Source organism: Gordonia sp. SCSIO 19800 (assembly GCF_018132775.1).
Taxonomy (GTDB): domain Bacteria; phylum Actinomycetota; class Actinomycetes; order Mycobacteriales; family Mycobacteriaceae; genus Gordonia; species Gordonia hongkongensis.
Window position 1 is genome coordinate 210,416 of record NZ_JAGRQM010000008.1, and the last position, 12,584, is coordinate 222,999.

Genomic DNA, 12,584 nt, shown 5'->3' on the forward strand with positions numbered 1-12,584 from the left:
GAGGTCGTGTCCGATGCGCGCGTGAACAGGAAGCAGCCACCGGCTGACGTGTTCGGTGAGCGGGGCGCGCACGTACCGGCACCCGCCACCGTGCACGACGCGCTGCCGGACACGCTTCTCCGGCGGGTCAAGCAGTACAGCGGCCGACTCGCCACCGAGGCGGTGCATTCGATGCAGGACCAGCTGCCCTATTTCTCCGACCTCGACGCCGCGCAGCGCGCGAGTGTGCAACTCGTCGTGCAGACCGCGGTGGTCAACTTCGTCGAGTGGATCCAGGACCCCGAGGGCAATGTGAAGTTCACGGTCCAGGCCTTCCAGGTGGTCCCGCAGGATCTCGCCCGCCGCATCACGCTGCTGCAGACCGTCGAGATGGTCCGCGTGGCCATGGAGTTCTTCGAGAAGTGGCTGCCGCTCCTCGCCCGCAACGATGCCCAGCTCCGTGCGCTGACCGAGTCGGTGCTGCGCTACGGACGCGAGATCGGTTTCGCCGCGGCGGCGATCTACGCCTCGGCCGCGGAATCACGTGGAGCGTGGGACTCCCGGCTCGAGGCCCTCGTCGTCGACGCGGTGGTCCGCGGCGACACCGGGCCGCAATTACTCTCTCGCGCAGCGGCGCTCAACTGGGACTCGGATGCGCCGGCCACCGTGATAGTCGGGACGCCGCCGCCGGAACAGAACGTGTCGGTGCCACTGGCGATCCACAACACGGCCAAGTCCTTCGACCGGTCGGCCCTGTCGGTGGTGCAGGGTTCGGTGCTGGTGGCCATCGTGAGCGGTCCCGCCCGTCCCACCGAGAAGTTCGTCGGCGCACTGCTCTCCCACTTCGCCGACGGTCCGGTGGTGATCGGTCCGACCATGCCGAACCTCGGCAGCGCGCACTCGAGTGCCACCGAGGCCATGGCCGGGATCGAGGCGGTGGCCGGGTGGCCGAGCGCGCCGCGGCCGGTCCACAGTCTCGAACTGCTACCCGAGCGCGCGCTCAACGGCGACGAGTCAGCGATGACCGCTTTGATCGAATCCCTCGTCCAGCCGCTCGCCGAGGGCGGTGCGACGCTGACCACCACTCTCGAGGCCTACCTCGACTCCGGCGGCTCGGTCGAGTCCTGCGCCCGAATTCTGTACATCCATCCAAATACGGTTCGATACCGACTGAAGAAAATTTCGGAAATCACAGGACGTGACCCAACTAACCCGCGCGACGCCTACGTTCTGAGGGTCGCGTCGACGGTGGGTCGACTGACACACTTCCGGCACAAATCGCCAACATCTGCCACATGAGTCACACGGGTTTCATGTCCGATTCACCGTTTGTGCTGATAGGAGCCTCAAGAACACGGTTCGGTAACAAATCTCAGACTGATGACGAACCAGGTGACCTCTAGGTCTCCTTTGTGGGAACCCCACAAAAGCCCGCGACAAGCTTCATGCTTCTCCACACCCACATCCCACGGGTAAAGGGTGTTCTCTGGTCACGTGCTTTCGATGCTTGCTCCCGGACAGGGATCTCAGACACCCGGCATGCTCACGCCGTGGCTCGAATTGCCGGGCGCGCGTGACCAGATCGCCACCTGGTCCAAACAGACCCGTCTGGACCTCGAACGCCTCGGCACCACCGCCACGGCGGAGGAGATCACCGACACCGCAGTGACCCAGCCGCTCGTCGTCGTCGCCGCACTGCTGGCCTACGACGAGGTGCGCAAGCACGGTGAACTGCCCGCCGACGCCGTGGTCGCCGGCCACTCGGTCGGCGAACTCGCCGCCGCCGCGATCACCGGTGTCATCTCGGCCGACGAGGCCGTCACGCTGGCCGCGCTGCGCGGCTCGGAGATGGCGAAGGCGTGTGCCCTGCAGCCCACGACCATGGCCGCGGTCCTCGGGGGCGACGAGGCGGCCGTCCTCGCACGTCTCGACGAACTCGATCTCGTCCCCGCCAACCGCAACGCCGCCGGGCAGATCGTCGCCGCCGGCGCCGTCGCGCAGATCGACGAGCTGATCGCCTCGCCGCCGGAGAAGGCCCGGATCCGAAAGCTCGCGGTCGCCGGGGCGTTCCACACGCACTTCATGGCCCCGGCGCAGGACGCCGTCGCCGCAGCCGCCGCCCGCATCACGCCCGCCGATCCCACCCGGACCCTGCTGTCGAACTCCGACGGACAGCCGGTCACGAACGGCGCCGACGCGCTGGCCAAGCTGGTGGGACAGGTGACCAGGCCGGTCCGCTGGGATCTGTGCTCGGCGTACCTGCGAGACCACTCGGCACACGCCCTGGTGGAACTGCCCCCGGCAGGGACGCTGGTGGGCATCGCGAAGCGCGAGCTCAAGGGCACCCCCGCGCTGGCGCTCAAGGAGCCCGGCGACATCGCGAGGATCACCGAACTTGGATAGCGGTCGCGGGTAGTCCGCGACCCCCGGAACGTCGGCTTCACGTCGACGTGTCCAAGCGCGCGGACTTCTCTGTCCGTGCTGCGCTCCGGAAATCTCACATCCACGTAGGAAGACGAAAGGGAACCACACAGTGGCTGCCACCCAGGAACAACTCATTGCCGGCATCGCCGAGATCATCGAGGAAGTCACCGGCATCGAGCCGTCCGAGGTGACCCTCGAGAAGTCGTTCGTCGACGACCTCGACATCGACTCGCTGTCCATGGTCGAGATCGCGGTCCAGACCGAGGACAAGTACGGCGTCAAGATCCCCGACGAGGATCTGGCCGGCCTGCGCACTGTCGGCGACGCGGTCGCCTACATCCAGAAGCTCGAGAGCGAGAACCCCGAGGCCGCAGCTGCCATCAAGGCGCAGGTCGAGGCAGACGAGGCCTGATGACCCCCTCTTCCCTCCGCGAGTACTCCACGCTGGGTGGGAACTTCCCGAGTGTGGTGGTCACCTCCATGGTGGCCACCACCTCGTTGGGTGGGGATCTCGACTCGACCTGGAAGAACCTGCTGGCCGGCGAATCGGGCATCCGTGAGCTGACCGACGACTTCATCACCAAGTACAACCTCCCGGTGCGCATCGGTGGTCGTCTCCTCCAGGATCCCGCCGAGGAGGTCACGCGCATCGAATCCCGGCGGATGGCCTATGTCGAGCGCATCTCCCACGTGATGAGCAAGCGCCTCTGGGCGCAGGCCGGCGAACCCGACGTCGACAAGGACCGCCTCGCGGTCGTCATCGGCACCGGTCAGGGTGGCGCCGACGCGATGGTCGACGCAGTCCAGGCCATGGAGGGCACCGGCAACTACCGCAAGGTGTCCCCGCTCGCCGTCTCGATGGCGATGCCGAACGGACCGGCGGCCGTCGCGGGACTCAACGTCGGCGCACGCGCCGGCGTGATCACTCCCGTCTCGGCCTGTTCGTCGGGCGCCGAGGCCATCGCGCACGCCTGGCGGCACATCGTCATGGGTGACGCCGACATGGTCGTCACCGGCGGCGTCGAGGGTCACATCGACGCGGTGCCGATCGCCGCGTTCTCGATGATGCGGGCGATGAGCACCCGTAACGAGGACCCCGCAGCGGCGTCGCGACCGTTCGACAAGGATCGCGACGGTTTCGTGTTCGGCGAGGGTTCGGCGATGCTGATCCTCGAACGCGAGGAACACGCCCGCGCACGCGGTGCACATATCCACGCCCGCCTGCTCGGTACCGGCATCACCTCCGACGGATTCCACCTCGTCGCCCCCGACCCGAGTGGTCAGGGCAACGCGCGGGCCATGACGCGGGCCCTGCAGACCGCTGGTCTGCAGCGCTCCGACATCACCCACATCAACGCGCACGCGACGTCGACCCCCATCGGCGACACCGCCGAGGCCGCGGGCATCCTCGCCGCCATCGGACAGCACGCTGCGGTGTACGCGCCGAAGTCCGCGCTCGGACACTCCATCGGTGCGGTCGGGGCGCTCGAGTCGGTCCTGACGATCAAGAGCGTCGAGGAAGGCGTCATCCCGCCGACCCTCAACCTCGAGAACCTGGACCCGGAATGCGACATCGACGTCGTGCACGGTGAACCCCGGTACGGGCAGATCGATTACGCGATCAACAACTCGTTCGGTTTCGGTGGGCACAACGTGGCGCTCGCCTTCGGTCGCTACTGAGAATCACCGCCACACCCCCCGACACCCAGGAGACATCGATGACGACCTTGGCTCCCGTTGCCGGCCGCGAAGAAGCCGCCGATCCCCGCGACCCGCTGTTGCGGCTCACCAACTTCTTCGACGAAGGCACGATGTCGCTGCTCCATCCGCGCGACAAGTCGGGCGTCCAGGCCGCCGTCGGTCTGGTGCACGGGGTCCGTACGGTCTCCTACTGCACCGACGGCACCGTCATGGGCGGCGCCATGGGTGTCGTGGGGTGTGCGCACATCGTCAACGCCATCGACACCGCCATCACCGAACAGGCGCCGGTCATCGGCATCTGGCACTCGGGTGGCGCCCGCCTCGCCGAGGGCGTCGAGGCGTTGCACGCGGTGGGGCAGGTCTTCGAGGCGATGGTGCGCGCCTCGGGCTATATCCCGCAGATCTCGGTGGTCGTCGGCTTCGCCGCCGGCGGCGCCGCCTACGGCCCGGCGCTCACCGACGTCGTGATCATGGCGCCGGCCGGCCGGGTCTTCGTGACCGGCCCGGACGTCGTCAAGAGCGTCACCGGCGAAGAAGTGGACATGGAGTCGCTGGGCGGCCCGACCACCCACGGCAAGAAGTCCGGTGTCTGTCACATCGTCGCCGACTCCGAGCCCGACGCGCTGTGGCGTGCACGGCGTCTGGTGTCGACGTTCACCCAGCAGGGACATTTCGACCGCGAACACGCGCGGGCCGGCGACACCGACCTCAAGGCCCTGCTGCCGGAGTCGAATCGACGCGCCTACGACGTCCACCCGGTCGTCGAGCAGCTGCTCGACTCCGGTGTCGCGGCCGACGGCGAGACCCAGATCTCGAGTTTTGAAGAGCTGCAAGCCAAATGGGCACCGAACATCGTCGTCGGCTTCGGCCGGTTGTCCGGACGCAGCGTCGGGATCATCGCGAACAATCCGCTGCGGATGGGCGGCTGCCTCAACTCCGAGAGCGCGGAGAAGGCATCGCGTTTCGTCCGCCTCTGCGATGCCTTCGGCATCCCGCTCATCGTCATCACCGACGTGCCGGGTTACCTGCCCGGCGTCGGCCAGGAGTGGAACGGCGTCGTCCGCCGCGGCGCGAAGCTCCTGCATGCGTTCGCCGAGGCCTCGGTCCCCCGGGTCACGCTGGTGACCCGGAAGATCTACGGCGGCGCCTACATCGCGATGAACTCGCGTGCGCTCGGCGCCACCGCGGTGTTCGCCTGGCCGGGCTCCGAGGTCGCCGTGATGGGCGCGAAGGCCGCGGTGGGCATCCTGCACAAGAAGGCTCTCGCCGCAGCGCCCGACGACGAGCGTGAGGCCCTGCACGACCGCCTCGCCGCCGAGCACGAGGCGATCGCCGGCGGTGTCGGCCGCGCACAGTCCATCGGCGTGGTCGACGAGATCATCGACCCGGCGCACACTCGCAGCATCATCGCCGAGGCGCTCGCCGCGGCACCCGCGCGCCGCGGTCGCCACAAGAACATCCCGCTCTGACGCGTCGCACAGACGACGAAAGTGCCCCGGTCCTCGAGGACCGGGGCACTTCTCGTTGTCGTTCGTCCCCCTGCTAACCCACCCGCTGCTGCAACCAGGTGACCTCGGCGCCGGCACCGCCCATGCGGTACTGCTCGAGCGCGTTGTCCCACGCGGTTCCGAGCGCGCCTTCGAGTTCACCGGCGAGACCGGCGCTGTCGGGTTGCGATTCGATCATCGAACGCAACTGGTTCTCGCCGATGATGACGTCGCCGTTGGCGCTCGTGGAGCCGCGCCAGAGGCCGAGTCCCGGGACGTAGCAGAACCGTTCACCGTCGACACCCTCGCTGGGGTTCTCGGTCACCTCGAAACGCAGCGCCGACCACTCCCGCAGCGCCGTCACCAGACGAGCCGCGGTGCCGACCGGACCCGCCCAGTCGACAGTGGCACGCTGCATGCCGGGTTCGGCATCCTGTGCCGACCATTTCAGGTTGGCGCGCGCATTCAGGGTCGACGACAGAGCCCACTCCACATGCGGGCACAGCGCCACCGGCGCCGAGTGGATGTAGACCACTCCTGTTGTCATGTCCGCAAACTGATTCAGATTGCGCACCTTGTTCACCTCCGTTGTCGACGAGGAACGTCTTCCCCAACACACCTCGCGACAGCGGATATCACATTCGTAGGGTCAATTGTGCCCCATGATGCACGTGTTGCGCTAGTTTCTCCTGCGAGAAAAATTCAGTTCTGTGACGAGAGTTCATCAACGACACGATCGTTGAACTCGCTCCACAGCGGCTTCGCCCAGGGCCCGAAGAGCCGATCCGTCAGCACGACGCAGGCCGCGTCGAGGGCCGGATCCACCCAGAGAAACGTCCCGGCCTGACCGAAGTGCCCGAACGTCCGCGGGGAGTTCCTTGTCCCGGTCCAGTGCGGCGACTTCTCGGACCTGATCTCGAAGCCGATCCCCCAGTCGTTGGGACGGTGCTTGCCGTACCCGGGGACGAATCCGTCGAGTCCGGGGAACCGCACCGACGTCAGCGTCCCGAAGGTCTCCGGCGCCAGCAGGCGCGGATCCAGCAACTCGCGGGCGAAGGCCGACAGATCCGCCACGCTCGAGCGGGCGGCATGCCCGGCCGGCCCGTAGAGCGTCGTCGACGACATCTCCAGCGGCGCGCACACGGCTTCGGAGAGATAGCGGCCGAACTCGATACCGGTCGCCTCGGCCACGACCTCGGAGGCCACCTCGAAGCCCGCGCTCGAGTAGATCCGCTGCTCTCCCGGCGGCGCCTCGACCTCGCGGGTGTCGTAGGCCAGGCCGGACGCGTGCGAGAGCAGGTGGGCGAGGGTCGACCCCGACGGACCGGCCGGGTCGTCGAGCTCGACGGCTCCCTCCTCGACGGCGACGAGCACTGCGTAGGCCACCAGCGGCTTCGTGACCGACGCGAGCTCGTAGACGCGAGCGGGGTCGCCGAACTGGTCGGCGACCCCGTCGCGGGTGATGATCGCCGCCGACACGTGGTCGACGGGCCATTCCGTCAGAGAATCAAGGACAGACACATCGGGTCACGTTACCCGGGTGCTCACCAGTCCTCTTCGGTGTAGCGGATGACTCCGCGGATGTTCTTGCCGTCCAACATGTCCTGGTAACCCTCATTGATCTGGTCCAGACGGTACTGCCGGGTGATCATGTCGGCGATGTTGAGCTTGCCGATCTTGTACATCGACAGCAGCTGCGGGATGTCGAGCTTCGGGTTGGCACCGCCGAAGATCGAACCCTGCAGGTTCTTCTGGAGCAGGGTCAGCATGGCGAGATTGAGGTTGACATCGCTCTCGAGCATGTTGCCCATACCGGTCAGGACGCAGGTGCCGCCCTTTGCGGTGATGCCCATCCACAGGTCGACGTCCTTGCCGTGGACCTCGCCGACCGTGACGATCACCTTCTGGCACATGCCGCCGTGAGTGGTCTCCGCAATCGCCATGGCCGCCTCTTCGACCGTTGCGAAGGCCGCGGTGGCCCCGAACTTGAGCGCCTGCTCCCGCTTCCACTCCGCCGGGTCGATGGCGAACAGGTTGCGGGCGCCGGAGATGACCGCGCCCTGCAGGGCCGCGGTACCGACGCCGCCGACACCCACGATCGCGACGTCCTCCCCCGGTCGTACGTCGCCGCTGCGGGTCGACGAGCCGTAACCGGTGGGGATGCCACAGCCGCAGAGCGCCGCGACCTCGAACGGGATGTCCTTGTCGATCTTCACCGCCGAGGCCTCGTGCACGACCATGTACGGCGCGAAGGTGCCCAGCAGCGTCATCGGGTAGACGTTCTCGCCGGCGGCGGTCTGGATCCGGAAGGTGTTGTCCGACACCGCCTCGCCCTGCAGCAGCATGGCGCCGAAGTCGCACAGGTTGGCCATTCCCGACTGACACGACGGACACTTGCCGCACGACGGGATGAACGACAGCACGACGTGGTCGCCGACCTCGAAGTCGGTGACTCCCTCACCGACCTCGGCCACGACGCCCGCGCCCTCGTGACCACCGAGGATCGGGAACCCGGCCATCGGGATGCCACCGGTCATCAGGTGATGATCGGAGTGGCACATGCCGGCGGCTTCCATCTTGATCTTGATCTCGTGGGCCTTGGGATCGCCGATCTCGATGTCCTCGATCGCCCACGGCTTGTTGTGCTCCCGCAGCAATGCACCCTTTGTCTTCACTGAACTCCTCCGTTCGAACCCGGCGACGTCTCGCACCGGGAGGATCTACTCACTCCGACGGTTGCCGCCATGACGTGACAGTAGTCACTCAACCACAAAATTGGAACGTGTTCTAGTGCGTGTTTCTTGGCGCTTCGATGCCCGAGGCGGTCGGGACGGACGAGACCACGAGGACCTGGGCGCGAGTGCTCGCGCCCAGGTCGGAGGGTGTCGATGTCGCCGAGGATATGCGACGACAGTGGATACGACGGCGTCAGTCGGCCAGGCCGGCGTCCTTGCTGCCGTAGCTCTGGCGCAGCGTCGGCTTGACGACCTTGCCACCGGCGTTGCGCGGCAACTCATCGACGATGACGATGTCCTTCGGGTGCTTGAACCGCGCGAGGTTCTCGTTGAGGTACGGATCGAGGTCGGCGAGCGTCAGGTCCTCGACGCCTTCGGCGAGCACGACCACCGCGACCGGCACCTCGCCCCACTTCTCGTGTGCGCGACCGATGATCGCCGCCTCGGTGATGCTTGGATGCCCGAAGAGGACGTTCTCGACCTCGGCGCAGTAGATGTTCTCGCCACCGGAGATGATCATGTCCTTGGCGCGGTCGACGACGTAGAGGAAGCCCTCCTCATCGGCACGGACCAGGTCACCGGAGTGGAACCAGCCGCCGGCGAAGGCGTCGGCGGTGCCTTGCTCGTTCTGCCAGTACCCCTTCATCATGTTCGGGCCGCGGTAGACGATCTCCCCGACCTCACCCTGCGCGACGTCGTTGCCCTCGGGGTCGACGATGCGCGCGGTCACGGCCGGGACGACCTTGCCGATGGAGCCGATCTTGCGCAGGGCATCCTTGCCCTCGAGTACGCAGGTGATCGGCGACATCTCGCTCTGTCCGAAAACGGCGACGTTGAGCGCCTCCGGGAAGGTCTCGTTCATCGCGTTCAGGACGGTGTCCGACGCCGGGGCCGCACCCCAGCTGATCACACGTAGCTTGAGATCACGCGGCTTGGCCTGCTGCGCGGCACAGACGGCCTGCCACTGTGCGGGCACCAGGAAGATCGAGGTGGTGCCCTCGCGCTCGATGGTGTCCAGCATGTCGTCGGGGTCGAAAGCGCCGAGCGGATGGATCACCGAGAGGGCGCCCATGTAGAACAGGGGCGCCATGGCGCCGAGGCCGGCGATGTGGAACATCGGGGCAACACACGAGCCGATGTCGTCGGAACGGGTCTGCAGGGCCTGCAGACAGGTGACCGCCTGCGCCTGCATGTTCGTGTGGGTGAGCATGGCGCCCTTGGGCTTTCCGGTCGTGCCCGAGGTGTACATGATCAGCGCGACGGTCTCCTCGGGAACGTCGATCTCCTCGAGATCCGACGAATCCTCGGCGACGAGCGCCTCGTAGTCGAGGGAGTTGTCCTTGTCCGAACCGCCGACCACGATGGTGTGCTCGATCGCTCCGGTGGAGGCGGCCGCGGCGTCGGCCAGCGGGGCGAGCAGGGTCTCGGTGACGATCACCTTCGCGCCGCTGTCGTTGACGAGGAACGCGACCTCGGCCGGGCTCATCCGGATGTTCACCGGCACGGGGATGGCCCCGATCAGGTTCGCGCCCAGAACCGCTTCGACGTACTCCGAGCGGTTGAGCAGGACGATCAGCACACGATCGCCGAACTGCACGCCGCGGCGGCTCAGCGCGGCCGCGAAGGCGCGGCTGCGCTCGTCGAGTTCCTTCCAGGTGGTGACGTTGCCCAGGAACTTCAGCGCCGCCTTGTCCGGGGTCATGAAGGCGTGGCGGCGGATCTGGTTGTTCCAGTGGTTGCGGCGCGAACGCAGCGGCTCGGTGGCCAGGTCGCTGAAGGTGTCGACGGTCGCGGTCATACGATCGGTCTCCTCGTTGTCTCTCTGGTGGTGATGGGGTCGGGAACGGTTGTGGTACAGCGATTCCGACGTGTCGCAGTGCTCACTTGGAGGCGCCGGCGAACGCGGTGATGGCCGCCTGGAACTCCGGGGACTGGAGCAGTTCGGTCTGGCCGTCGAGTTCTCGTTCGATCGCGGCCTCGAAACCGGACATCGTGTGCGCGTCGAGCGCGGCCTTCGTGAGCCGGAGCGCCGCGGCGCTCTTGCCGGCGAGCTTGCGGGCGACCTTGCCGACCACCTCGTCGAGCGCGGCACGGTCCTCGACGACGCCGTTGACGAGTCCGGCGTCGAGAGCCTCTGCGGCACGCAGCTTCTCACCGAGCAGCGCCAGCTCGTTGGCTCGCACGCGGCCGACGGCCGTGGCGAACGACATCGAGGCCGCGCCGTCGGGCATCAGACCGATGTTGACGAACGCGAGCAGGAAATACGACCTGGCCGTCGTGTAGATGAGGTCGGCACCGAGTGCGAGCGACGCACCGATCCCGGCGGCCGCACCGTCGACCGAGGCGATCACCGGGACCGGGACCGAACGCACGGCCCGGATGAGATCAGAACCTCCGGAGATGATCTGACGCGCCTGCGTCGGAGTGAACCCGGAGGCGCCGCCCGCGGTCGACTGTCCGGCGAAGCCCCGGACATCGGCGCCCGCACTGAAACTGCCGCCCGCGCCGTCGAGCACGATCACGCGGACGTCGTCGCGAGTCGACCACTCCGCCAACGTGTCCTCGATCGCCTGATGGGCCCCGCCGTCGAGGGCGTTCATCCGTTCCGGACGAGAAATCGTCAGGCGCCCGATCCCGGAGTCGTCCACCGATGTGATGACTCCGCCGCGCGTGATCTCTTCGCTCACTGCTCTCCCCACTCCAGGCCGGCTTCTCGGTAGACACAGCCCCCCGCATCTGTGCCATCGCCTAGACTACTACCACAATGCGACGCAGATCACGAGAATCTCGGTTAACTTATCAGACCCGCAAGCCGGGCTCTCCTGCAGTTTTGCCGGTCGATGCCGAAATCTGTCACGAGAACGTGGTCTCCGGATAGGCTCTGTCGTCATGACCGCACGTCCGCAGACGTCGCGCCCGGACACCGGCGCCCGGCGTCGCCGTCCCGCCGACCGGCGACGCATGATCGTCGACGCCGCGGCGAAGGCCTTCAGCGACGGCGGGTACCACGCGGTGCGGCTCGACGACATCGCCGACGCCGTCGGCATCTCCACCCCGGCGCTGTACCGGCATTTCCCGAACAAGTACGCACTGTTCGCCGAGACCACCGCCGACCTCGCGACCGGCCTGCGCGACGTTCTCGACACCGTCCCGGAGGGGTCGCCCGAGGAGTTGCCCGCACTCCTCGAGGCGATCACCGCCACCTCGTTCGACAATCGCCGCCGCGGTGGGCTGTACCGGTGGGAGTCGCGCTACCTCGAGCCCGCCGACGCCGCGATCGTCCGCGATGTCGTCGTCCACCAGCATCGTCGTGTGCGTGCCGCCGCCCGCCGGCTGCGCCCGTCGCTGACCGATCTCGACGCCAATCTCGTTGCCGCCGCAATGATCAGCGTCGCGGCAAGTCCGACAACGCATCGCGCCTCGTTGCCGGCCCGCGAGGCGACGGCGTTGATGTCGGCCGCCGCGATCGGCCTGCTCGAAGTCGAGCTGCCAGAGCCGACCGACCCCGAGCCGCCGTCGGTGACCGGACTCGCCCCGGCTGCCAAGCGCGAGGTCATCCTGACCGAGGCGATCGAGCTGTTCGCCGCCCGCGGGTTCCGGGACGTGACGATCGAGGACATCGCACACGCGGCCGACCTGCCGGCATCAGGCGTGTACCGCCACTTCCCCAGCAAGGTCGCCATTCTCGAGGCCTCGTTCTGGCGCGCGACCGACCGGGTCACGTCGGCCATCTCCGACGCGCTGGCGGCGTCGACCACGCCCCGCGAGGCGATCGCCGCGATGGTCGCCTCGTACGTCCGGTTATCATCCAGCGCAACCGATCTCATCGCGATCTACGAGACCGAGATCGGGCACACGACTCCACAGGCACGCGAGGAACTACGCAACCAGCAGCGGATCACCGTGGACGAGTTCGCCACCTGGCTCACCCGCGTCCGCGACGAGCTGTCGCTCTCGCAGGCGCGGTTCCTCGTACACGCTTCCCTGAACGTGGTCACCGACCTGTCGCGTCAGTCCCTACCGCCCTCCCCCGACCGGATCGACGCACTGGCGATGCGGATTCTGTTGCACGGCTGACTATCTGATGACCGGCAAGCACGCCGAACCTCGCTCCCTGATCCGAAAGAACTGCAGAACCCGAGAGACGTGCTGTGCCACTGCTCCCTGAGGTGCGAGCGAAGCGAGAGGGTCCTATAGCTTGTCAAGTGCTCCGAGGTCAGTGGTGAGGTCGCGGAACACTTCGCGGGCGATGTAGCGC

11 protein-coding genes are annotated in these 12,584 nt (G+C 67.3%); 6 read left to right on the forward strand and 5 right to left on the reverse strand.

What is annotated here, in order from left to right; all coding sequences use genetic code 11:
• Positions 1-6: 6 nt before the first annotated feature.
• From KB201_RS12090 to KB201_RS12110, 5 genes are all read left to right on the forward strand, one after another.
• Entirely contained in the window at positions 7-1,278 is a 1,272-nt protein-coding gene (locus KB201_RS12090) for a CdaR family transcriptional regulator (protein WP_058252051.1), read from the forward strand.
• A 195-nt stretch (positions 1,279-1,473) separates the two neighbouring features.
• Positions 1,474-2,382 (forward strand): ACP S-malonyltransferase, encoded by a 909-nt coding sequence (locus tag KB201_RS12095; RefSeq protein WP_211539353.1) that lies wholly within the window; start codon positions 1,474-1,476, stop codon positions 2,380-2,382.
• A 130-nt stretch (positions 2,383-2,512) separates the two neighbouring features.
• The gene (gene acpM / locus KB201_RS12100) at positions 2,513-2,815 is read left to right on the forward strand and encodes a meromycolate extension acyl carrier protein AcpM (RefSeq protein WP_058252053.1); all 303 of its coding nucleotides are present in this window, start codon (positions 2,513-2,515) and stop codon (positions 2,813-2,815) included.
• A complete protein-coding gene (locus KB201_RS12105; RefSeq protein ID WP_065630088.1) occupies positions 2,815-4,083 on the forward strand; it encodes a KasA/KasB family beta-ketoacyl-ACP synthase in 1,269 nt (422 codons plus the stop codon). The genes acpM and KB201_RS12105 overlap by 1 nt, the downstream gene beginning before the upstream one ends.
• A gap of 38 nt (positions 4,084-4,121) precedes the next feature.
• Positions 4,122-5,573 (forward strand): acyl-CoA carboxylase subunit beta, encoded by a 1,452-nt coding sequence (locus KB201_RS12110; protein WP_058252055.1) that lies wholly within the window; start codon positions 4,122-4,124, stop codon positions 5,571-5,573.
• 73 nt (positions 5,574-5,646) lie between these two features.
• On the opposite strand, the gene KB201_RS12115 is transcribed toward KB201_RS12110, so the two are convergent.
• The 5 genes from KB201_RS12115 to KB201_RS12135 form a co-directional block, all read right to left on the reverse strand.
• Positions 5,647-6,165 carry a DUF3145 domain-containing protein gene (locus tag KB201_RS12115; protein ID WP_010841193.1) on the reverse strand — a complete coding sequence of 173 codons (519 nt, stop codon included), beginning with the start codon at positions 6,163-6,165 and terminating at the stop codon, positions 5,647-5,649.
• Between the two features lie 128 nt (positions 6,166-6,293).
• Entirely contained in the window at positions 6,294-7,112 is an 819-nt protein-coding gene (locus KB201_RS12120; RefSeq protein WP_211539354.1) for a serine hydrolase, read from the reverse strand.
• Between the two features lie 23 nt (positions 7,113-7,135).
• A complete protein-coding gene (locus KB201_RS12125) occupies positions 7,136-8,266 on the reverse strand; it encodes an NDMA-dependent alcohol dehydrogenase (protein WP_211539355.1) in 1,131 nt (376 codons plus the stop codon).
• 253 nt (positions 8,267-8,519) lie between these two features.
• Positions 8,520-10,124, reverse strand: a complete 1,605-nt coding sequence (fadD5, locus tag KB201_RS12130; protein ID WP_211539356.1) for a fatty-acid--CoA ligase FadD5 — start codon at positions 10,122-10,124, stop codon at positions 8,520-8,522.
• Between the two features lie 82 nt (positions 10,125-10,206).
• Positions 10,207-11,013, reverse strand: coding sequence for an enoyl-CoA hydratase-related protein (locus tag KB201_RS12135; protein ID WP_159371100.1), 807 nt, complete (start codon positions 11,011-11,013; stop codon positions 10,207-10,209).
• A gap of 202 nt (positions 11,014-11,215) precedes the next feature.
• Between KB201_RS12135 and KB201_RS12140 the strand changes: the two genes are divergently transcribed.
• Positions 11,216-12,403, forward strand: coding sequence for a TetR/AcrR family transcriptional regulator (locus KB201_RS12140; RefSeq protein ID WP_078112763.1), 1,188 nt, complete (start codon positions 11,216-11,218; stop codon positions 12,401-12,403).
• Positions 12,404-12,584 lie beyond the last annotated feature (181 nt).